The organism is Streptomyces sp. T028 (genome assembly GCF_048159505.1).
Lineage (GTDB): Bacteria > Actinomycetota > Actinomycetes > Streptomycetales > Streptomycetaceae > Streptomyces.
The window spans coordinates 56,930-78,965 of the sequence record NZ_JBLRVZ010000022.1 but is presented as its reverse complement, the minus strand read 5'-3'; the positions used below and the strand labels follow the sequence as shown (position 1 = coordinate 78,965).

17 protein-coding genes and 1 pseudogene are annotated in these 22,036 nt (G+C 70.4%); 5 read left to right on the top strand and 13 right to left on the bottom strand.

The features are described from left to right. Positions 1-50: 50 nt before the first annotated feature. Positions 51-1,016: an aldo/keto reductase gene (locus ACLZN2_RS22185; protein ID WP_416980701.1), complete on the bottom strand. Its 966-nt coding sequence runs from the start codon at positions 1,014-1,016 to the stop codon at positions 51-53. A gap of 82 nt (positions 1,017-1,098) precedes the next feature. Here ACLZN2_RS22185 and ACLZN2_RS22180 point away from each other — a divergent pair, with 82 nt between their 5' ends. Then, positions 1,099-1,647, top strand: coding sequence for a TetR/AcrR family transcriptional regulator (locus tag ACLZN2_RS22180; protein ID WP_416980699.1), 549 nt, complete (start codon positions 1,099-1,101; stop codon positions 1,645-1,647). Here the strand turns inward: ACLZN2_RS22180 and ACLZN2_RS22175 are convergent. The 7 genes and pseudogenes from ACLZN2_RS22175 to ACLZN2_RS22145 form a co-directional block, all read right to left on the bottom strand. Next, positions 1,610-2,749, bottom strand: a complete 1,140-nt coding sequence (locus ACLZN2_RS22175) for a DNA polymerase Y family protein (protein ID WP_416980697.1) — start codon at positions 2,747-2,749, stop codon at positions 1,610-1,612. The two genes, ACLZN2_RS22180 and ACLZN2_RS22175, sit on opposite strands and share 38 nt — an antisense overlap. Further along, complete coding sequence (locus tag ACLZN2_RS22170; RefSeq protein ID WP_416980695.1) at positions 2,746-6,198, bottom strand: DNA polymerase III subunit alpha; 3,453 nt, start codon at positions 6,196-6,198, stop codon at positions 2,746-2,748. The genes ACLZN2_RS22175 and ACLZN2_RS22170 overlap by 4 nt, the downstream gene beginning before the upstream one ends. 390 nt (positions 6,199-6,588) lie before the next feature. Continuing rightward, positions 6,589-7,485: a slipin family protein gene (locus tag ACLZN2_RS22165; RefSeq protein ID WP_416980693.1), complete on the bottom strand. Its 897-nt coding sequence runs from the start codon at positions 7,483-7,485 to the stop codon at positions 6,589-6,591. Positions 7,486-7,616: 131 nt separating this feature from the next. Then, the gene (locus ACLZN2_RS22160) at positions 7,617-8,522 is read right to left on the bottom strand and encodes a S1 family peptidase (protein ID WP_416980691.1); all 906 of its coding nucleotides are present in this window, start codon (positions 8,520-8,522) and stop codon (positions 7,617-7,619) included. Between the two features lie 226 nt (positions 8,523-8,748). After that, positions 8,749-9,425 (bottom strand): annotated as a pseudogene (locus tag ACLZN2_RS22155) (DUF1684 domain-containing protein). Positions 9,426-9,461: 36 nt separating this feature from the next. Next, positions 9,462-10,058, bottom strand: a complete 597-nt coding sequence (locus ACLZN2_RS22150; RefSeq protein WP_416980689.1) for a GTP-binding protein — start codon at positions 10,056-10,058, stop codon at positions 9,462-9,464. A gap of 112 nt (positions 10,059-10,170) precedes the next feature. Next, on the bottom strand, positions 10,171-11,337 hold the full coding sequence (locus tag ACLZN2_RS22145) for a DUF5685 family protein (RefSeq protein ID WP_416980687.1): 1,167 nt from the start codon (positions 11,335-11,337) through the stop codon (positions 10,171-10,173). A gap of 347 nt (positions 11,338-11,684) precedes the next feature. Between ACLZN2_RS22145 and ACLZN2_RS22140 the strand changes: the two genes are divergently transcribed. Further along, entirely contained in the window at positions 11,685-12,122 is a 438-nt protein-coding gene (locus ACLZN2_RS22140) for a cell division protein SepF (protein WP_133913590.1), read from the top strand. 44 nt (positions 12,123-12,166) lie between these two features. Here ACLZN2_RS22140 and ACLZN2_RS22135 read toward each other — a convergent pair whose 3' ends face one another. Both ACLZN2_RS22135 and ACLZN2_RS22130 read right to left on the bottom strand, forming a co-directional pair. After that, positions 12,167-13,357 (bottom strand): acyl-CoA dehydrogenase family protein, encoded by a 1,191-nt coding sequence (locus tag ACLZN2_RS22135; RefSeq protein WP_416980685.1) that lies wholly within the window; start codon positions 13,355-13,357, stop codon positions 12,167-12,169. 124 nt (positions 13,358-13,481) lie between these two features. Further along, complete coding sequence (locus tag ACLZN2_RS22130) at positions 13,482-15,095, bottom strand: MFS transporter (protein WP_416980683.1); 1,614 nt, start codon at positions 15,093-15,095, stop codon at positions 13,482-13,484. A 249-nt stretch (positions 15,096-15,344) separates the two neighbouring features. On the opposite strand from ACLZN2_RS22130, the gene ACLZN2_RS22125 reads away from it, so the two are divergent. Both ACLZN2_RS22125 and ACLZN2_RS22120 read left to right on the top strand, forming a co-directional pair. After that, a complete protein-coding gene (locus ACLZN2_RS22125; protein WP_416980681.1) occupies positions 15,345-16,619 on the top strand; it encodes a mannosyltransferase family protein in 1,275 nt (424 codons plus the stop codon). Between the two features lie 195 nt (positions 16,620-16,814). Next, the gene (locus tag ACLZN2_RS22120) at positions 16,815-17,843 is read left to right on the top strand and encodes a phosphatase PAP2 family protein (protein WP_416980679.1); all 1,029 of its coding nucleotides are present in this window, start codon (positions 16,815-16,817) and stop codon (positions 17,841-17,843) included. A gap of 110 nt (positions 17,844-17,953) precedes the next feature. On the opposite strand, the gene ACLZN2_RS22115 is transcribed toward ACLZN2_RS22120, so the two are convergent. Then, positions 17,954-18,154 (bottom strand): I78 family peptidase inhibitor, encoded by a 201-nt coding sequence (locus ACLZN2_RS22115; protein WP_416980677.1) that lies wholly within the window; start codon positions 18,152-18,154, stop codon positions 17,954-17,956. A 379-nt stretch (positions 18,155-18,533) separates the two neighbouring features. Between ACLZN2_RS22115 and ctaD the strand changes: the two genes are divergently transcribed. Next, positions 18,534-20,198, top strand: coding sequence for a cytochrome c oxidase subunit I (gene ctaD / locus ACLZN2_RS22110; protein WP_416980675.1), 1,665 nt, complete (start codon positions 18,534-18,536; stop codon positions 20,196-20,198). Here the strand turns inward: ctaD and ACLZN2_RS22105 are convergent. Together ACLZN2_RS22105 and ACLZN2_RS22100 are read right to left on the bottom strand one after the other, a co-directional pair. Next, positions 20,186-21,478: an ABC transporter substrate-binding protein gene (locus ACLZN2_RS22105; protein ID WP_416980673.1), complete on the bottom strand. Its 1,293-nt coding sequence runs from the start codon at positions 21,476-21,478 to the stop codon at positions 20,186-20,188. The genes ctaD and ACLZN2_RS22105 overlap by 13 nt on opposite strands. Beyond that, positions 21,447-21,995, bottom strand: coding sequence for a hypothetical protein (locus tag ACLZN2_RS22100; RefSeq protein ID WP_416980671.1), 549 nt, complete (start codon positions 21,993-21,995; stop codon positions 21,447-21,449). The genes ACLZN2_RS22105 and ACLZN2_RS22100 overlap by 32 nt, the downstream gene beginning before the upstream one ends. Positions 21,996-22,036: the final 41 nt, after the last annotated feature.

The following is a 22,036-nucleotide window of genomic DNA, read 5'->3' as shown; positions in this document are numbered from 1 at the left end:
CAGGGATGGGGCGAGGTCGGGCCCGGTCACCACGCGCGCGAGAAGCGTGATCAGCGGGAGACTTCGGTCGACAGCTCGGCGAGACGCCGGGTCTCCTCGTCACTCAGGGTGATCTTCATCGCGCCGGCGGCCTCCTCGGCGTGGTACGGCTTGGAGGCTCCTGGTGTGGCGACGACGGTGTCGCCGTAGTAGGTGATCAGCCACGCGAGCGCCACCTGGCCGACGGTCGCCCCGTGCGCGTCGGCGATCGCGCGGAGTTCCTCGATCAACGGGGTGGTCCGGTCCAGGCTCTTGTCGGAGATGCCGGTCAACAGGCGGCGCTGGCGAGGAAGTTGGGCGACCAGCGCACGGTCGGCATGGAGTTTCCCGGTCAGCATGCCGCTGCGCAGGGGAACGTACGCGATCAGCGTGACGCCGAGCCGTCGCGCGGTCTCCAGGACCCCGTTGGTCTCGATCTTGCGGTGCAGCAGGCTGATCTGAACCTGGTTGGAGGCCAACGGGATTCCGTGTCTGGCCAGTTCCTGGTGGGCGGTCTCCATCTGCCGGGCGGAGAAGTTGCTGACGCCGACAGAGCGGATCTTTCCCGCTTCGACCAGGTGCGCCATGGCCCGCACCTGGGTTCGGATTGACGACAGGCTGCCGTAGGGGGCGTGGATCTGGTGCAGGTCGACGGGGAAAGGCGCCAGGTTCGCGATGCGTTCACCGATGGTGCGTTCGACACTGCGTGCGGTCCGGCCGAACGGACTCCACTTGGTGGAGACGGTGACGCCGCCGGGTTCCGTCCCCGCGCGGGTCAGCGCGGCGCTCAGACTGCGCTCCGATGCGCCCTTGCCGTACATCTCGGCCGAGTCGAACCAGGTGATGCCGCCGTCCAGGGCCGCCTTGACGATGGCGTCGACCTGGGACTGCGGCAGCGCCGGCCAGAACGTGCCGGCGCCTCCGCCGGAGAACTGCGCGGAGCCAAGACCTATCGGGGAGATGCGGACGCCGGTGCGCCCGAGCTCTCGGGTAGTCATGAGCGGAGCGTACCCCATAACGAGACACATACGTCTCACTATGGGGCGTTAACATAACGGGGTGGTCAAATCAGATGGTGGAGTGCAGCGGACCCGGGCGGCGATCCTCGACGCCGCCGCCCGGGTACTGGGCCGGCGGACGGACGCGGGGATGACAGAGATCGCGGAGGAGGCCGGCGTGGGGCGCGCGACGCTCTACCGGCATTTCCCGACGCGGGAGTCACTGCTGCGAGCCGTGGCGCAGACCGGGATCACCGAGCTCATGGAAGCGTTCGACGCCGCCCACCTCGACGATCTTCCCGCCGACCGGGCCATCGCCCGGATCATCGCCATCTTCCTACGGGAAGGCGCCAAGTACGCGGCGGTGATCAGACAGGCCGACGAGTACTGCGACCCCGCCGACATGGAGCGCACCGTCAAGCCCGTTCGCGGGGCCATCGACCGCGGCATCCGCGATCAGGTGCTGCGCGACGACCTGCGCGGTGACGCCGTGTTCGCGATGTTCTCCGCGATGGTGGAACGCGCGCTCTGGCTGACGGTCGACGGCGCGATGCCCCCCGAGGAAGCCACCGAGGCCGCCGTGGCGATCTTCCTCAACGGTGCACGGAGGCCCGAGCAGCCCGCTCACTGATCACAGCGCCGGTCTGCATGCGCCCCGGAAAGAGACACCCTTCCGTCCCGGAGGAATCCTCGTCGATGCACCGCCGTCCGACCGTGACTCCGATCCGGTCCCAGCCGGCGGCACTCGACCCCCGATCAGCCAGAGCGGCCGGGCGGACAGCCTCCGGTCCGAAGCGGCGGCGAGCGCGGTCGGCGGCGGCTTCGGCGGCGCGAATGCGGGCGTCGTTGGGGTCCAGGGAGAGCTGGCGGTAGACGCTGTCGGCCGGCAGGAGGTCGTCGGCGCGGATCACGAAGGCGCGTACTCTCGCTCGCTGCAGTCCGAGACCGGTCAACAGACTCAGCGAGGCTGTAGCGAGGGCGGGCGAATGGTTGGTGGGTTCCGGCATGGCCCGCGTCCGCGTGGTGGAGCTGCCGTCGGCGTACCGCACGGTGAGAGTGAGCCGTCCCGCGACCTGGCTCTCACCGCGCAGACGCCCGCCGATCTGTTCGGCGAGTCCCAGTACCGCACGGTGGTGCTGAGCCGGGTCGAGGCAGTCCCGCTCCAGCACGAGATCGGCGGTCAGCTGCGCTGCCGGTTCTGCGGGGACGACCGGACGGGGATCGTGGCCGCGGGCGCGTTCGGCCAGCAGCCGTGCCTGGCCTGCGCCGAGGAGCCGTTGCAGGGTTGCCGGGGGCAGGTCGGCGATCTGGCCGATGGTGTGCAGGCCATATCGGTGAAGCGTGTCCGCCATGGCACGCCCGACGCCGGGCAGCGCGGTGACCGGGCGCGGATACAGCCAGTCGGCGACCCGCTCGGCGGGGACCCAGGTGGTCTCGCCGGGCGCGGACGCGTCGGCCGCCATCGTCGCCAGCATCCGGTTGCCCGCGAGCCCGGCGCTGGTGTCGAGACTGTGGAAGAGCTTCAGTCTGATCATCGCCGTCTGGACCAGGTCGTACGGGGACAGGTCGAAGTACCGGAGCGCCGAAGTCAGGTCCAGTTGAACGGCGTTGGGAGGCACTGCCTGGACATGAGGCGTGACGTCAGACATCAGTTCGATTACGTCGCCGTACTGGGCCTCACTCCATACGTCATGCAGGTGGAGGTGGGCGATGTGCCGCTGGCGTGTAGTCATCCCGCGCTCCCGGGACTGCGGTGGCCGAACTTCTTCAGGTCGGCCGAGCGGGTGCCTGCGGGCTGGAGGTCGGCGTAGGGGTGCAGACGGGCGCCGGTGGTGCCGTTGGCCAGGGTGCGCTGCGGCTGGGCGGGGGTCGGGCGCGGGCGGCCGACACCGAGGAGGGCGAGGGCGGCCTCGGGCCCGTTGTCGCGGCGGGCGGCGGCGATCTCGTCCAGGTCCCAGGCCATGGCGCCGACGACGGTACGACGGGTACCACGCACCTGGACGGTGCCGCGCACCAGCAGCAGCCCACTGTGGAAGACGGTGTGCGCGCAGGCCGGATGGGAGTCCTCGAAGAAGGCCAGATCCACCAGGCCGGAGCCGTCCTCCAGGGTGACGAAGATGATGCGTCGGCCGCTCGCGATCGGCGGGGTCTGGGTGGAGGCCCGTACACCTGCGACGAGGACCTGCTGACCGGCGCGCATGCCGGCCAGGTGCGCCGCGTCGGTCGCGCCGATCTCGCGCAGCAGCCGGTGGTGGTGCTCCATCAGGTGCCTGGAGACGTCGATACCGAGCGTGCTCAACTCGGCACTCAGGGCCTCGCGTCCGGTCATCTCCGGCAGGCCGCTCGGCTCCGCGCCGCCAACTGTGCCTGCTTCGATGGACAGTTGACCCTCGTGCGCGGAACGGATGCGGGACTGCCGGTGCAACTCCGCTAGCTGAAGCAGGAGATCACGCCGGGTGAGACGGCCGTCATGGAGGCAGTCCAGAGCGCCGATCTCGGCGAGGCGTTCCGCGACCGGCCTGCTGGGACGACCCCGCTGCCAGAAGTCCGACAGCGATCCGTACGGTTGGCCCTCCTCGATCCGGGCGCACTCCTCCTCGCTGATCCCGTGCACCCCGGAGAGCGCGAGGCGTACACCCCACTGGTCCCCGTCGGCCTTCTCCACGGTGTGCTTCACCTGGGAGCGGTTGACGTCGACGGGCAGCACCTGCACGCCGCCCCGGCGGGCGTCGGCGACCAGGACGCGCTTGGGCCACATGCCGGGGTCGTGTTCGAGCAGGCCGGCCAGCAGGAACGCCGGGTAGTGCGCCTTGAGCCAAGCGCTCTGCAGCGCCGGTACGGCGAAGGCGACCGCGTGGGCGCGGCAGAAGCCGTAGGCGCCGAAGGCCTCGATGGTCTTCCAGACCTCGTCCCGCACGGCCGCGCTGTAGCCGCGCGCGCCCGTCCGTTCGTGGAACCACTCCTTGATCCTGGGCAGTTGGTCCTTGTCGCCGAGGGCCCGTCGGGTGATCTCTCCGAAGGCCCGGTCGCAGCCGGTCATCACCCGCAGGGTCTCGATGATCTGCTCGTGCCAGATGGTCACGCCGTAGGTGTCGGCGAGCACCGGCTCCAGATCCGGGTGCGCGTACGACGGTGTGCCGCCGTGGCGGGCGGCGATGTACCGCTCAGGCATGCCCCCGGCGACCGGCCCGGGGCGGAAGAGGCTGATGTCGGCGATGACGTCCTGCACATCGCGCGGCTGCAGCCGGGACAGCAGGTCCTGCTGGCCGGGCGACTCCAGCTGGAACAGGCCCAGGGTCTGGCTGTCCTGGATGAGCTTGAACGCGAAGGTGTCGTCGAGCGGCACCTGTTGGGGGTCGTCGAGGGTGATGTGCCTGCCGGTGGTGCGTTCGATCTCGGCGACGGCGTGGGCCATCGCGGACTGCATCCGCACGCCCAGGACGTCGAGTTTGATGTTGCCCAGCGCTTCGATCTCCTCCTTCGCGGCCATGGCCATGGGGTAGTCGCCCTGCGGGGTGGGCTGCACCGGCAGCCGGTCCAGAAGAGTCGCGTCGCTGATGACCACGCCGCAGGGGTGCATGGCCATGCCGTGGACCAGGGAGTCGAGGCCTTCGGCGAGCTCCCACAGCGGCCCGTACCGGTGCGCCTCGGCGGCCAGTTGGCGTAGCTCGGGCAGTTCGGCGAGGGCGCCGGTGATGTCGGCGGCTCTCAGGTGCGGGAAGCTCTTGGCGATCCGGTCGACGTCCGCGGGCGCGACGCCGAGGGCGAGGCCGGTGTCGCGCAGGGCACGGCGGGCGCGGTAGGTCTCGGGCATCGCGGTGACCGCCACCCGTTCCTTGCCGAACCGTTCGAAGATCGCGTCGTAGCACTCCAGCCGCCGGGCGGATTCCACGTCGATGTCGATGTCCGGCAGCGAGGCCCGGCGCACGCTGAGGAAGCGTTCGAACAGCAGGCGGTGGTCGAGCGGGTTGGCGGTGGCGATGTCCAGCGCGTGGCAGACCATCGAGCCGGCGCCCGAGCCGCGGGCGGCGACCCGGATGCCCCTGGCCCGGATGTCGGCGACGACCTGGCCGACGGCGAGGAAGTACGAGTCGTAGTCCAGCGCGGAAATCACCTTGAGCTCTTCGTCCAGCCGGTCGAGCGCCGCTCGGTCGCGGTCGAGGCCACGTCGAGCCATGCCCGCCTCGCACTGTCGGCGCAGCAGCTGTGCGGCTCCGCCCGCTCCGGGTTCGGCACCGAAGAGCGACGGTTCCGGAAAGTGCCGGGCACCGAGCCCGAGGTCCGACACCGGGTCGACGATGCACGCGGCCGCCGTGTCCGCGGTGTCCGCGATCAGGCGGCGGGCCCTCCAGACGTCCGCTCCAGCGCACTCGGCGACCATCCGCGCGACGGTCTCCATTCCTCGCTCGTCCTTGAGCCAGCGCTGTCCGTTGTCCAGATGGCGCCGGTCGATGGGCCGCAGCAGCCGTGCGGCGTCCAGGACGTCCGCGAGGCGGTGCTGGTCGGGGTCGGCGTAGCGGACGGCGTTGGAGAGTACGGCGGTGATGCGGGCGCGATCGGCCAGGGCGAGGGTGCGGGCGGCCAGGCGCAGGGATCCCGGACCCGTGCCGAAACGTTTCTGCGCAACGACTTCCAAGCGGATCCCCCTTCCGAAGATCTCCTGCCAGGGCGCCAGCAGCTTCATCGCGACGTCCTCGCGGCCCACCGACAGTGCCCGCACCGGTTCCGAGAGCGGCCCGAGCAGCACGGTCAGGCCGGGACCGCCGTACTCGCGCAGCGCTTCCCACGGCACTACCGGCGGCACACCGGACACGGCACCAGCATGGGCGGCCGACGTGATGCGACACAGCCGCGCCCATCCCGCCCGGTTCTGCGCGAGCAGCGCGAACCGCACGGGCGGCTCGACCACGTGTGCGCCACCGCGCACCGGGGTACGGCGCCGCTGGGCGGGGGGCGGAGACGCCAGGGCCTCCACCGCCAGGTCGACCCCGAAGATCGGCCGGACCCCGTCCTTCGCGCAGGCCTGTGCGAACCGCACGGCCCCGGTGACCGTGTCCCGGTCGGTGAGCGCGAGCGTCGTCATGCCTCGCTCGGCCGCCCGCAGGACAAGCTGCTCGGGATGGGATGCGCCGTAGCGGGCGGAGTAACCGGACGCGACGTGCACGTGGGCGAAGCCCGCCATGCCGCACCTCCATCACTCCACCCCTTTTCAGTCATAAGCCCGATATGTTCATCGTACTCCCGTTCGATTACTCTAACCCCATCAGCCCCGGTCAGCGACTAGATTCGAACATGTCAGCGATTCTTTGGCGAGGTGAGAGCGAACCACGCTCCAAGAGGCGAGGGACACCGCCAACCGGCCGAGCACGGGGATCAGAGCCTCGGGAACGAGCCCACACTCACGCGCCGGAGGGCGCCAAACAGCCCGCTGTCGAGGATCCGGGCGGTCATCCCGCCGTTCTCCGACTCCGGGTGGCTGGTGTTCTACGGAGGCATCGCGCCTGCAGTCGGGCCGCAGCTCCGGTGTGGCTCGGCAGGGCTGCGGCCGAGTAGCTGTAAACGCCCCGCAGCGCTACTCCTGCCCGGTTTCCTTCTCCGACGGGCCGGTGCCGCTCCCCGACGGGCCGGTGCCGCTCTCCGACGGGCCGGTGCCGCTCCCCGACGGGCCGGGCTCCTTCTCCGGCACGGGCGCCGGCGTCGCGGGCAGTTGCTGCTGTGCTCTCTCCAGGAACCTCAGCAGCTCCACCGGGAACGGCAGCACCAGCGTGGAGTTCTTCTCGGCGGCGACCGCCACCACCGTCTGCAGCAGTCGCAGCTGGAGCGCGGCAGGCTGCTCGGACATCTCGCGGGCCGCCTCCGCGAGCTTCTTGGAGGCCTGGAGTTCGGCGTCGGCGTTGATGACCCTGGCCCGCCGCTCCCGGTCGGCCTCGGCCTGGCGGGCCATGGACCGCTTCATCGTCTCGGGCAGGGAGACGTCCTTGATCTCGACCCGGTCGATGGTGACGCCCCACTCCACGGCCGGGCTGTCGATCATCAACTCCAGCCCCTGGTTGAGCTTTTCGCGGTCGGAGAGCAGATCGTCCAGCTCGCTCTTGCCGATGATGGACCTCAGCGAGGTCTGCGCCATCTGCGAAACGGCGAACCGGTAGTCCTCCACCCGGACCACCGCCTCCGCCGGCGAGGTCACCTTGAAGTACACGACGGCGTCGACCCGGACCGTCACGTTGTCCCGGGTGATGCCCTCCTGACCCGGCACCGGCATGGTGACGATCTGCATGTTGACCTTCCTGAGCCGGTCGACGCCCGGCACGATCAGGGTCAGCCCGGGTCCGCGCACCTGGGGCCGGAGTTTCCCGAGCCGGAAGACCACACCCCGCTCGTACTGCTTGACGACCCGCGCCGCCGCCATCACGTACACCGCTCCGGCGGACACGAGCCCGGCTCCCGCCGCCACCAGCTCCTCGACCATGCCGGCCCCCAGGGGTCCGAAGCACTTCCCGTCCTACGACGGTAACCCCGCCCCCGCCCAAGAGGGAGCCCCCGCACGGCGGTTCACGTGCGGGGGCTCAACGGCCTGTCGGGCCGGTCCTGCCGGGCGAACTAGAAGACGCTGACGCCGTACGCGCTCAGTGCCTCCGCCACCGGCTGGAAGAAGGTCGTGCCGCCGGAGGTGCAGTTGCCGCTGCCGCCGGAGGTCAGACCGTAGGCGATACCGCTGGAGGAGTACAGCGGACCGCCGGAGTCGCCGCCCTCGGCGCAGACGTTGGTCTGGATCATGCCGTACACGACGTCGCCGCTGCCGTAGTTGACGGTGGCGTTCAGCGCGGTGACCCGGCCGCTGTGGATGCCGGTGGTCGAGCCGTCACGGTAGACCGTGGTGCCGACGCTGGGCGTGCCCGAGCTGGTGATGTCCGTGTTGCCCGCGGTGCCGGACTTGGTGACCGAGCTGTTGGTGTAGCGGACCAGCGCGTAGTCGTTGGTCGGGAAGCTGTAGCTGACGTTCGTGCCCAGCGTGGTCGTCTGCCCGGAGTTGGAGTACCAGGTCGACGCGACCTCGCCGCAGTGACCGGCGGTCAGGAAGTAGTAGGTGCTGCCGCTGACCACGTTGAAGCCGAGCGAGCAGCGGTAGCCGCCGCCGTAGATGGCGTCGCCGCCCGCGATGAGCTTGTTGAACTTGCCGGGGGTGTGCTTGATCGTGAGGGCGCCGGCGTTGCTGCCCGCGGCCTCCTTGATCTGCGCGATCTCGGCGTCGGACACGGTGCTGTCGACGGTGACGAGAAGGCGGTTGGTCTTGCTGTCGACGGCCCAGGCGGTGCCCGGGACGTCGGCCTGGAGCACGGAGTTGCCCGCGCTCTTCAGCTGGGCGGAGCTGAAGGTGGCGGTGTCCGCCGCACTCGCGTTGGGGATCGCGACGGCGGCCGCGGCCACGAGTCCGGTGGTGACGGCGATCAGCCGGCTCCGTCTCGAGATACCGCGGGTGGTGGGGGTGGTGCGCTTGATCCTCACGTTTCGTTCCCTCCCAGGGGAAGTCGGGGGCCCGTCGTGTGGGGTCGGGGCCCGTGAGGCGCAGCCAGGACCGACGTTCGCCCGGATTCCGGACACGCCGTGACCCTGACAAGCGCTGAGGGGGAGTATTCGGCCGAACGGCCGGTCGGCGCAAGGGCGCCTTTCGGCCGTCAGACCTTGAACGAACTGCGTGAGTTGAGCCCTCTTGAAGGCCTCTTGCCCCAGCTCAGACCAGGTTGCGCTCCCTTGCCTCGATCTCCACGCCGAGAGTGTTCCCCGGCGGCGGGAAGGGGCAGATGAAAGCATCGGCGAATGCACACGGAGGCAGTACGGCACGGTTGAAGTCCACCGTGGTGCGCCCCTGCTCGTCGGGGGCACCCGAATGCAGGAACCGGAACCGGTAACTGCTCACTCCACTGGTGGAGTCGGCGAACACCCGCCCACAGCGAGCCGTCGCCCTGCGCAGCCGCCCGGAACGTGTGGTCCCGCCCGTCGAGAGCGAACGTTACTCGCCGTACGGCGTGAACGGCCCCGGCACCGACCAGCGCGCGTCGTACGGGGTGGCCTCGACGCTCCGGGACAGGCGCCGGGCCTCAGCCCGGGGTCGAAGTCGTGTACTCCCCAGACCCCTCGCGCACCAGCACGACCAGTCGCCGCTGCCCGTGTGCGACACGGGCCGTGTCCACCGCCCCCGGGGTCTGCGCCGAGCCGTACCGTTCCGCCGAACGGCCGTCCGTCCAGGGTCAGCCCGTCGGCCTCGGCCGCCGTCAGCACCACCCCGTCCTCCTCGGCCACCCAGACCCCGGGGATGTCCGGAAGTCGACCGTCCGGAAAGTCCTCCAAGGGGCGCGGGGCTGTGTCATTTTGCGGCTCCGCCGCGCGGGCGCGAACAACCACGCACAACTCGCACCCGCCGTACAACCGCACCCGTACGGCGATTCAGCGCACCCCCACCACCCGCGCCCGGGAACGGGCCCGCACCCCGATCACCCGATCCATCAGCACCCCCAGAACGTCCCGCACGGACCCCCGCTCCCGAGCATCGCAATCCAGCACGGGAACATCGGGGTCCAGCCCCAGCACCCCCCGCACCTCGTCGAGTGCACACGGCTCCGCCCCGTCGAACCGATTCACCGCCAGCACGAACGGCGCCTCCTGAGCCTCGAAGTAGTCGACGGCCGGAAAGCACTCCTCGATCCGCCGTGTGTCCGCGAGGACGACCGTCCCCAGCGCGCCTTCCACGAGGTCGTCCCAGAGGAACGAGAACCGGCTCTGCCCGGGTGTCCCGAACAGATACAGCGCGATGGCCGGATCGAGGGTGATCCGCCCGAAGTCGAGCGCGACGGTGGTCCTGGTCTTGGTCTCCACTCCGGCCAAGGAGTCGACTCCCACCGACACCTGGGTGATCGCCGCCTCGGTGTCGAGGGGCTCGATCTCGGAGACGGCTTTGATGAAGGTCGTCTTGCCGACCCCGAGCCCCCCGCTCACCACGATCTTCACGGCAAGCGGCACGGTTTTCTCTGAGCGCCCGGGCATGATCCCTGATCCTTTCGAGCTTCCGTGTCTCGACAGGAGATACGTCCCGAAGGCGCCCGGCACTCACCATGCCCCCTCATGGAGCCCCGGGTGCACGGTGGGTGACTGTACGTCAGCAGGAACAGTCGCAGCCGCAGCAGTCGCATCCGTCGCAGCAGCCGCAGTCGGAACAACCGCAGTCGCAGCTCCCGCAGTCACAGTTGCCGCAGCATCCCTCGCGCTTCTTCCGTGACCACGGCCCCTCGAACTCGCCGGCGCAGCACACCTGGCAGGTGCAGAACAGCCCGAGCGCGACGGCACACCCGGCGAGCAGCCCCCGCGGCTGCTTGGGCGGCGCGGGCATCTGCGGCGGGGGCCCGAAGGCGGCGCGCCCCTCATGCCCCTGCCCCTGCCCCTGCCCCTGCCCGTGACCATGCCCGCACGAGGACGTCCCGAACGCCCGGTCCACCGACCGCTCCAGCTCGTGCGCGAGCAGCAGATGCGCCAGCCGCCCCTCCTCGAACTCGACGTCCTTCAGCGCGAGCCGTATCCCGTGCAGGGCGTCGTCGGCGAGCCGCCGAGCCTCGGTGAGCGGGGTCCCGGTGGCCGTGAGCGGGTTCCAGGCGCCGGCCTCCGCGTCGGCGGCCCGGTCCTCGACGGCGTCCAGCAGATGGGCCAGCCGCCCGAACAGCCGCCCGGCCTCGGCGAGCGGGACGGCGTTGCCCGGCCGGCCCGCCAGGACGGCGGTGTGCGCGAAGGCGGCGGCCGTGGCGGTCTCGGTCGGCTCGGTGACGGTCAACAGCGAGGTACCGGGCCCGGCCAGCGCCTCCAGCCCGACCTGCCGGTCCACGGCGTCCACCAGGACCGCCGTGTCGAAGCCGACGGCGGCCCCGCCGCGCTCCCCCGCACTCCCCCAGCTCCGGGCGACCCTGCGGGCGGCGACGGCGACCGGACGCCGCGCCAGCAGCCCGTCCCCGTCGGCGACATGGTCGCGTACCTTGGCCGAGGCCAGCACCAACGAGACGGCCGCCGCGAGCCGCGCCCCCTCCCCCTGGGCGACGGAGGCGGTGCGCATCCCGCGCAACGGGCACGGGCCCGCCGTACGGCGTCGGCCGGGCGCCGTCCCGGTCTGAGCCTCCGTCAGAACCGAGATGAGCAGGCCGTCGTAGTTGGTGACGACCCGTGCGAACTGCCCGTGATCGCCGCGCAGCGCGAGGCACAGTCCGCACAGGTGCGCCATCCACTGGGTCTTGAGCCGCTCGCCGAGCCGGTGACGGCATGGTCTGACGATTCCGAACATGACAACCCCCGTAGTCCTCGGTCCGTGTGTTCCCTGCCCTCGAGGCCTGGCCTTTAAGACATTGAGCGGCCGCATGCTATCGGCCGATAATCGACGTTGAACGCCAGGCCCTGTTCACCCGTACGCACCGTGTATCACCCGTACGGCACGAACAGTCATATTTCACTCTCAGTCAGCAGCCGTACACAGCAGGACCCTTGGGGGGCGCGGGCTCTCGACGGATTCGCTGTGCACCAGTACCGTCACAAACCCCCCGCGCGGCGTCTATCCACTTGGCGCGACATCCGCATCATGGACGACCATGGGAATGCGGAAAGGAAGAAAGACCGCTGTGAGAGGAGGCGTCCATGGGATCGGTGCGCAAGGCGAGTGCTTGGCTTGGCCTCGTCGACGACAACGATGACGAGCGTTACTACGACGACGACTACTCCGAGGGGACCGACTCGCAAGACGCCTGGGTCACCGACCCGCGCGTCAAGGTCGCCTCGGACACGGCCGAGGAGAAGGGCCGCCGGATCGGCACCGTCACCCCGGACAGCTTCCGGGACGCGCGGCTGATCGGTGAGCTGTTCCGCGAGGGCGTGCCGGTCATCATGAACCTCACGGCCATGGAGGCCGCCGACGCCAAGCGCGTCGTCGACTTCGCCGCCGGTCTGATCTTCGGGCTGCGCGGTTCGATCGAGCGGGTCTCGACCCGGGTGTTCCTGCTGACCCCGTCCAACACGGAGATCGTGAACGGCGACCCGGCCGGGCACCGCACGGACGGCTTCTTCAACCAGAGCTGAGGCAGGGCCGCTCGCCGGCCCTGCCTCGCCCCCCGGGGGCCGGGTCAGCGGAAGGCGTCGAGTCCGGTGAGCGCCTTGCCCAGCACGAGCTGGTGCATCTCGACGGTGCCCTCGTAGGTGAGCACCGACTCCAGGTTCGTCGCGTGCCGCATGACGGGATACTCCAGCGAGATCCCGTTGGCCCCGAGGACCGTCCGCGCCGTACGGCAGATCTCGATGGCCTCCCGTACGTTGTTGAGCTTGCCGAAGCTGACCTGCTCGGGACGCAGGCGGCCGGCGTCCATGCGCCGCCCCAGATGATGGGCGAGCAGAATCCCCTTGTGCAGCTCGACCGCCATGTCGGCGAGCTTGGCCTGGGTCAGCTGGAACCCTCCGATGGGCCGCCCGAACTGCTCACGGGTGCGCGCGTAGTCGACGGCGGCCTCGAAACAGGTGCGGGCCGCGCCCATCGCGCCCCACACGATCCCGTACCGCGCGTGGGACAGACAGCTCAGCGGCCCCCGCAGTCCGACGGCCTCCGGCAGCACGGCGTCCTCGGGCAGTCGCACCTCGTCCAGCACCAGCTCACTGGTCACGCTGGCGCGCAGCGACCACTTGTGCTTGATCTCCGGCGCGGAGAACCCGGGGCTGTCGGTGGGCACGACGAATCCGCGGATGCCCGCGTCGGTCTGCGCCCAGACGACGGCGACCCCGGCCACGGATCCGTTGGTGATCCACATCTTCCGCCCGCTGAGCACCCAGTCCGAGCCGTCGCGCTTGGCGTACGTCCGCATACCGGCCGGGTCGGAGCCGTGGTCGGGCTCGGTGAGCCCGAAGCAGCCGATGATCTCGCCGGACGCCATCCGGGGCAGCCACGCCTGCTTCTGCTCCTCGGAGCCGAACCGGTGGATCGCGTACATGGCGAGGGAGCCCTGCACGGACACGAGGGACCGGATCCCCGAGTCGGCGGCCTCCAGCTCCAGACAGGCGAGCCCGTACTGCACGGCGCTCGCCCCGGCGCACCCGTACCCGCTGAGCGACATCCCGAGCGCACCGATCGCCCCGAGCTCCCGGGCGAGCTCGCGGATCACCGGCAGCTCCCCCCGCTCGTACCACTCGGCGACGAACGGCTCCACCCGCTCCGCCGCCCAGCTCCGCACGGTGTCACGGATCGCCAGATCCTCCGGCTCGAGCAGATCGTCGATCCCGAGCGGATCGGCGGGATCGAACGGTGGCAACTTCGAGGACACGGACATACGGGATCCTCCGGACCGAGCCGAAAACTAACAGCGCTAGTTAAGATGTCGCTCCGAAGGTACCACCCAAGGCACCGGGGAGAGCCGCCAACGGCGAGCGCACCCCACAGGAAAGGTCAACCCCTCAACGAACAGCCACGGGCGGTGCGTGGGTGGGAGAAGACCCCACGTCACGCGGAGCGGGCAGCGCCACCGCGGCCGACTCGCACTGCATCACCCGGGGCAACCTCAGCGCCATCACCGCCCCCAGCAGCAGCAACCCGGCGCTGACCAGCAGCGTGACATGCAGCCCGTGCACGAAGCAGTCCTTCGCGACCCGCCGCAGCGTCACCCCGGCCGGCCCGCCGAGCTGCCCGGCCACCTCGTAGGCCTCGCCCAGCGAATGCCCCGCCGCAGCCGACGCGGACGCCGGCACCCCGGGTACGGAGGACACCCCGGGCGCGTACGCCGCGTTCATCACGCTGCCGAGCAGGGCGATCCCGATCCCCGCCCCCAGCTGGTAGGAGGTCTCGCCGATCGCCGCCGCGCCGCCCGCCCGCTCGGCCGGAGCCTCGCTCAGCATCGACTCGTACGCCGCGAACAGCGTCGTCTCCAGCCCGAACCCGAGCAGTACGAACCCGGACAGCAGCAGCCCCGCGTTGTCCGCCGCGCCCATCGCGGTCAGCATCAGCACGGCCAGCGCCGTCAGCAGGAACCCCCCGCACACCATCCGCCGCGGTCCGAACCCGCTCAGCAGCCGCGCCCCGGCCAGCCCCGCCGCCATCGCGGCGAAGGTCAGCGGCAGGAGTCGTAGACCCGTTTCCAGAGGGGAGAGGCCGAGCACCAGCTGCAGATACTGCGCGGCGATCAGCTCCAGACCCACCAGCGCCAGCATGGCCAGCACAATGCATCCGACGGACGTGCTGAACGCCGGCCGCGCGAACATCCCGAGGTCCACCAGCGGATGCGCACGCCGCCGCTGACGTCGTACGAAGAGGAAGAGCAGCGCCACGCCGACCAGCAGCGGCACCACGGTGAACACGCCGAACTCCGCGCCGCCCAGCCGCTTGACGGCGAGGACGAGAGCGAACAGCCCGGCCGCCGCCATCAGCGCGCCGACCACGTCCCAGGGTCCCTCGCCCGTGCCCCGGGACTCCGGCAGCAGCAGCCGGCCCACCGGAAGGCTGACCAGCATCAGGGGGATGTTGACGAGGAAGACCGAGCCCCACCAGAAGTGTTCGAGCAGGAAGCCGCCGAGCAGCGGTCCGACGGCCGCGCCGACCGCCGCCACCGCGCTCCAGATGCCGATGGCGAGCGCCCTCTCCCGGCGGTCGGGGAAGACCTGCCGCAGGATCGACAGCGTGGCCGGCATGATCATCGCACCGCCGACGCCGAGCAGCGCCCGCGCCAGGATCAGCACCTCGGCGCTCCCGGCGAAGGCCGCCAGCGCGGAGGCGACGCCGAACAGGGCGTACCCGAGCAGCAGGACCCGCCGGCGGCCCACCCTGTCGCCGAGCGTGCCGAAGAGGATCAGCAACGAGGCGCAGACCAGTGGATAGGTGTCGACGATCCAGAGCAGCTCGATCGCGCCGGGCCTGAGGTCCTCGGTGACCGCCGGCACCGCGACGTGCAGCACGGTCGCGTCGACCGCGACCAGGAGCAGGCTGACGCACAGCACCACGAGCACGACCCAGCGGTTGGCACCGGCCCCGGCCGCCCGACGGCGCAGCCCGACGGCGGCCGTGGTCGTCCCGGACATGTACGTACCTCCCAGGTGTTCCCCTCGGTCCGGCGGGCTCGCGGGGTGGGGACTCCCCGCGACTCGGCCGGAGAGGAGCGGTGGTCTCCGGCCCGCGCAAACGAACACGAGTGAATCGCAGCGTACGCGAGTTCGCGCCAGGGCCACGTGGCGGAACTCTCACACTTCACAGCGAACCCATGTGGCGTACGCCACTTCCCGGGCGACTGTTTTCCCGGCCGCCGCGGCGCCCGGTCGATAATCGGGCCCGTGACCGATCTTGAAACGCGTGTGGCGCCTCCCGGCTCCGCGGCCCTGCGCCGGGCGGCCCCCGCCCTGCTGGGCTACGCGGCCGTACGGGGCCTGGGCCTGCTCGTCCTGGCCCTGTGGAGCGCCGCCCGCGGCAAGAGCGCGCACACCCTGCTGACGGCCCGCTGGGACGCCCTCTGGTACACGAGGGTGGCCGAGCTCGGGTACGGCTACGAGGTCCGGCTGCCGAACGGCGACATCCACTCGAACCTCGCGTTCTTCCCGTTGCTGCCGTGGCTGGAAAGGCTCCTGCACGCTGTGAGCCCGCTGTCCTACGCGGACGCCGGTCTCACGGTCTCGCTGCTCTCCTCGCTCGCCGCGGCCTGGGGGATCTTCGCGGTCGCCGATCACGTGTACGGCCGTCGGGCCGGGGTGTGCGCGGTGCTCGTGTGGGCGCTGCTGCCGGTCGGGATCGTGCAGTCGATGGCTTACAGCGAGTCGCTGTTCACCGCGTCGGCCGCCTGGTCGCTGTACGCGGTGCTGACCGGACGGTGGGTGACCGCGGGTGTGCTCGCGTCGTTGTCCGGGCTGACCCGACCGGTGGGGCTCGCGGTGGTCGCGGCGGTCTGGGCGGCCGGTCTGGCGTCCTTCCTACGGGAGCGGGGCGGGCCCTCGGGGTTCTCGTTCGGGCGGAGCCGCAGCACGGCGCCCGAGCCCGGCGCGCACTCCTCGGAACACGCCCCCGACGTGTCCGCCGACGGCCCTCTCCGGCGCGAACCGGCACCGGAGGGCGCTCATCCCGCCCTACGCGCCCTCGGCATGCTCCTCGCGCCGCTGGGCACCGCCGGATACGTCCTGTGGGTCGGCCACCACACCGGCGGGGGCCCGCTCGGCTATCTCGACGTCCAGGCGGGCTGGCGCAACGGCTTCGACGGCGGCTACGCCTTCGCCCGTTTCATCGCCGACAAGTTCACGTCGTTCCCGTCCGCCCTGGCCGGCCTCGGCCTGATCGCCGGCGTCGCCCTGCTGATCCTGCTGTACGTCGTCTGCGTACGGCAGCGCCAACCGCTTGTGCTGCTGGTCTACGGCGGTGTGGTCCTCGCGCTCGCGCTGTGCGCGTCGAGCTACTTCGGCTCGAAACCACGCCTGCTGCTGCCCGCCTTCCCGCTGCTGTTCCCGCTCGCCCTGGCCCTGGCCCGGCCGCGCACGGCGAGGGCGGCGCTGGTCGTGGGCGGTGTCGCGCTGGCGTCGGCCGTGTACGGGGCGTGGTGGCTGAACGGCTCCGGTCCTCCGTGAGTTCCCGGTGAACTCATTCATAAGTTCCTTAAAACTGTCTCCCGCAATGATCAATGGAATTGAAGGGACCCGTGTTCGAGGATTAGCGAATCCGCAGGAATTAAGCCCTTCCTGAGAGCAATCCCACATCACATGGTCATCACAAACCAGCGGATTCGGTCGGGTGCCGAGCTCACTCGCTGTAACGTCGTTTAGGTGCGTACCGAACGACACCTCACCCGTCTGGACCGGGTGTTCGCCAGGCTCGACCGTGAGCCGGAACGACCGGCCCACATCGATGTGCCGAGGATGAGCAGGCACAGGATCGCGCTGTTCGCGGCGACCCTGGCCTTCTATCTGGCGATCGTGTGGCTCGTGGTGGTCACCTCGTGGCTGGTCCGCCTCGACTGGCAGGTCATGTTCTTCCGGCCGTACCAGCAGTGGCCCGAGATCCACGCGTTCCTGGACTACTACGTCGTCCTCGGCCAGCGCGGCCCGACCGCCGTGATGGTGGCCGCCTGGCTCGGCTGGAGATCCTGGCGGCAGCACACCCTGCGCCCGCTGCTGACCCTCGGCGCCTCCCTGCTGCTGCTGAACATCACCGTCGGCGCCGCCAAGCTCGGCATGGGCCGGCTCGGACCGCACTACGCGACCACGATCGGCTCCAACGAGATGGGTCTGGGCGGCGATATATTCCCCAGCGGTCACACCGCCAACGCGGTCGTGACCTGGGGAATCCTGGCCTATCTGGCCTCGACTCCGAGAGCCCGCCGCTGGCTGTCCGCCGTCTCAGCCGTGGTCTCGCTGGGCGTCGGCCTGACCACCGTCTACCTCGGTACGCACTGGCTGAGCGATGTCGTGCTGGGCTGGGCCGCGGGGCTGCTGATCCTGCTCGCCCTGCCCTGGTGCGAGCCGCTGATCGCCCGTGCCGAGGTCTGGATCCTCGACCTGCGCGACGGCTGGCGCGAGCGCCGCTCCGGCACCGTCCCGGCGCCGGCCGCCCCCATCTCCGTACCCGTGCCGTTCAAGCCGCGGCCCGCGGTCCAGGACGAGGCCGCCGCGGCCCGCGAGACGGTCGCCGCCGCCCGTTCGCCCCGGGCGCCGGTCTATCTGGCCCCGGGCCCGCACACGGCCCGCTCGGAGCGCACCCCGGTCACTCCCGTCGGCAGCCGAAGACCCCCGCACACCGAGCGTCTGCCGCGCGGCGCGACCGCCTCGGCGGCCCGCCCGCTGACCGGCGGCTGACGAGCGGCCGACCCCCTGAGCAGCGGGACCACCGGTACGCACAACCGGTCCCGCGACCGAAGGCCCCGGTTCCCCTCCTGACGGGAACCGGGGCCTTCGCCGTGTCCTGATCAGCCCTTCCAGGCGCGCGCCACGCGGCCGTCGCGCACCTCGAAGTTCAGCCGTCCGAAGCGGTACTCCATGGTGATGATCGTCCCGGGCGCCAGCGAGCGGACGGTCGACCACCCCCGCTCCCGGGCGAGCCGCTCGGCGCGCCCGGCGTCGAGGCCGACGTATCCGTCCGGATTGTCCTGGGGCTCATTCGCTGCCATACCGCCCACGCTAGGCCGCACAGGGCCGCGGGGAAAGCCCTGAAACGGGGATGTGGATCGCTCCGGTCACGCTTTTGTCACAGAATCACGACATGCGTTTCGGCCGCACCGACATCAACTGCCACGCAGTGGGCCGTCACACATACGAGCGGTTCCCGGCCCCTTCCGTACTCATTCGAACGTAATTCCCGCGTGTCGCCCCGGCTCCTCGATAAACCCGGTGGAAAGTTCCCGGAGAATCCTCCCCGAGCTCCTTTTCCCGGCGATTCCGCACGGGTTCGCGGGAGCCGGCACGTCGGCTGACACGTCACCTGACACCTCGGCCGACACCGCATGGAAAATGCACCACTCCGCCACACAACCTCCGCAGGGGCGAGCGATGGGGACGCAGACCGTACCGGCGACGGCAGGACCCGCGCGGAGCAGGCGCAGGGGCCGCGTGGTCGTCGACTGGCTCACCACCACCGACCACAAGAAGATCGGTCACCTGTATCTGATCACGTCGTTCGTGTTCTTCCTGATCGGCGGGTTCATGGCCCTGCTGATGCGGGCCGAACTCGCCCGTCCGGGACTGCAGATCGTGAACAACGGCCAGTACAACCAGCTGTTCACGATGCACGGCACGATCATGCTGCTGCTCTTCGCGACCCCGTCCTTCGCGGGCTTCGCCAACGAGCTGATGCCGCTGCAGATCGGCTCCCCGGACGTGGCCTTCCCCCGGCTGAACATGTTCTCGTACTGGCTGTTCCTGTTCGGCGGACTGATCGTGCTCGGCTCGCTGCTCACCCCGGACGGGGCGGCCGCCTTCGGCTGGTTCGCCTACGCACCGCTCAACAGCGGCCGGTTCTCCCCCGGCGTCGGCCCCGACCTGTGGATCATGGGACTGGCGCTGGCCGGCTTCGGCACGATCCTCGGCGCGGTCAACTTCATCACGACGATCATCTGCATGCGCGCCCCCGGCATGACGATGTTCCGGATGCCGGTCTTCACCTGGAACACGCTCTTCACGTCGGTCCTGATCCTGATGGCGTTCCCCGTGCTCGCGGCGGCCCTGCTGGTGCTGGAGGCGGACCGGCGGTTCGGCTCACAGGTGTTCGAGGCGGCCAACGGCGGGGCGCTGCTGTGGCAGCACCTGTTCTGGTTCTTCGGGCATCCCGAGGTCTACATCATCGCGCTGCCGTTCTTCGGGATCATCACCGAGATCATCCCGGTCTTCAGCCGCAAGCCGATCTTCGGCTACCTCACCCTGGTCGGCGCGACCATGACGATCACCGGTCTGTCGATCGTCGTCTGGGCGCACCACATGTTCGTCACCGGCGCGGTGCTGCTGCCGTACTTCTCCTTCATGAGCTTCCTGATCGCCGTCCCGACAGGCGTGAAGTTCTTCAACTGGACCGGGACCATGCTCAGGGGCTCGCTGTCCTTCGAGACACCGATGCTGTGGGCGACGGGCTTCCTCGTGACGTTCCTGTTCGGCGGGCTCACCGGGGTGATCCTGGCCTCGCCGCCGATGGACTTCCAGGTCAGCGACTCGTACTTCGTCGTCGCGCACTTCCACTACGTCGTCTTCGGCACGGTGGCGTTCGCGGTGTTCGCCGGGTTCTCCTTCTGGTGGCCGAAGTTCACCGGGAAGATGCTGGACGAGCGGCTCGGGAAGATGCACTTCTGGACGCTGTTCGTCGGTTTCCACGTGACGTTCCTGGTGCAGCACTGGCTGGGCGCGGAGGGCATGCCCCGCCGGTACGCCGACTATCTCGCCGCCGACGGCTTCACCGCCCTCAACACCATCTCGACGATCGGCGCGTTCCTGCTCGGCGCGTCCACGCTGCCGTTCCTCTACAACGTCTGGAAGACCACCAAGTACGGCACGAAGGTCGAGGTCGACGACCCCTGGGGCTACGGCCGCTCCCTGGAGTGGGCGACCTCCTGCCCGCCGCCGCGGCACAACTTCACGACGCTGCCGAAGGTCCGCTCGGAGTCCCCGGCGTTCGATCTGCACCACCCGGAGTACGCGGCCCTGGAGACGGCGGATCAGGGGGTGTAGGGGAGCTGGGGGACGTCGAAGCAGGTGTGGTTCATGTCCCCCTGGGTGAGCCAGCCCTGCCCGTCCCGCCAGCGGGCGACCGACAGACAGGTCCGCCGGGTCCTCGGCGGTTCGGTGAGCCGTTCGAAGCGGACGGGGATCAGCAGGCCGTCTGCGTCGAAGCCCTCGCTGCGGTCCAGGAAGTCGTCCAGGCACGCGCGCGTGATCCCGCTCGCGGCGCAGGACCGCGCCGCCTGCGTGAACCACATGGCCGCGGCCCAGCCCTCCAGCTGCCACTGGGAGTGCGTCCGCAGGCCCTTCGTCGCCTCCCGGAACTCCCGTACGGCCGGGTCGGAGGTGTCGTCGAAGTTCCGGCCGGCCCCGGTCACCCACAGGGCGTTGCGGCAGGCCGGGGAGTCCTTGTAGTCCTCGGGGACGGCGGACGTCCAGTTCTGCACGTTGGTGACCTTGGCGGTGACCCGGGCCCCGACCTCGTCCATCGCCTCGCACAACCGTGCGTTGCCGTGGGTGTCGAGGGCGTCGAAGACCAGGTCGGCGCCCTCCGCCTTGAGGTCGGCCGCGGCGGCGCGGAAGTTCGGCAGCGCGAAGTCGACCTGCTCGCTCACCACCTTGTAGCCCTCGGCCCTCAGCCCCCGCTCGACGAGCTGGGCGTAGGACGCGGACGCCGGCTGGTTGTAGGAGACGACGGCGGCGGTACGGGCGCCGTGCTCGCGCCGGAAGTAGCGGTAGACCTCGGTGCCGCCGTACAGCCTGCCGTCCCAGCCGGGGGTGCCGTCGCGGGGCGCGAGGCTGCCGTAGATGCCGTAGAGGTGCGGCCAGGTGTCGTAGGCGGGACCGATGGGCTGGCCGCCGATGTCGGGCACGCGCGCGTGGGAGACACGGGAGGCGCCCGCGTAGTCGAGGGAGGTGGTGGCGACGAGGGCGACGACCTTGTCCTCGTCGAGGAGCCTGTGCACGCAGGTGTTGTTCCCGACGCCGCTGCCGCCGTCGTCGCACAGCCGTACCTCGACGCGGCGGCCGTCGATGCCGCCGCGCGCGTTGAGCCGGTCGAAGTAGGCCACCGCCCCGTCGCGCGGCCCGGTGAAGGCGGCGCCGCCGACGGGGCTGGTCGTGCTGGTGATCACGCCGACGCGAAGGGGGGCGGCCCGCGGGGTCGTGGTGGTGTGCTCGAAGTCGCTCTCCGGGAGCCGGCTGCCGCAGGCCGTGCTCAGCAGGAACAGCAGGAGCACCAGCGAGACGGCAGCGGTCTCAGCAGCCCGGTACCGCCGACGCCGACGCATCGCCGCTCAGCTCGACCAGCGCGCAGAGGGTCGTGACGGAGACCTTCCAGGTGCCGTCCTGGAGGACGGCCTTCCCGGTGGCGTTGGGCAGGGCTGTCGCGCCGTTGAGCGTGAGGGTGTACGTCACGGTCGCCTCGGTCGGGGAGGTGAACTCGACCTTCTGGACCTCGGCCGCCACCTGTCCGCCGCGCTGGTCGCCGCCGAAGGCCTGGAGTATCGGGCCCATCATCCGGCCGTTCTCGAGCAGGGCCTGCTTGTCCTCGGTGGAGGTGGCCGGGTCGAAGAACTTCTGCCAGTTCTGCCGGACCTGCTGCTCGGCCGCCGCCGTGTCGGAGGGCGCGGTGGCCGGCCTGGTGACCGTCGCGGTGGCCGTCGCGGTCGGGCTGCCGCCCCCGCCCCCGTCGTTGTCGTTGTCGCCGCACGCCGCGAGGACCGGGGCCAGCACGAGGACGACCGCCGCCGCCAGTGCCGTACCCCTCGATCGTCTCGATCGTCCGAGGTCGCTCCCGAGAACCATCTGGCTCACCACCGGGTGTCGGTCCGGGCGTGCGCGCCCGG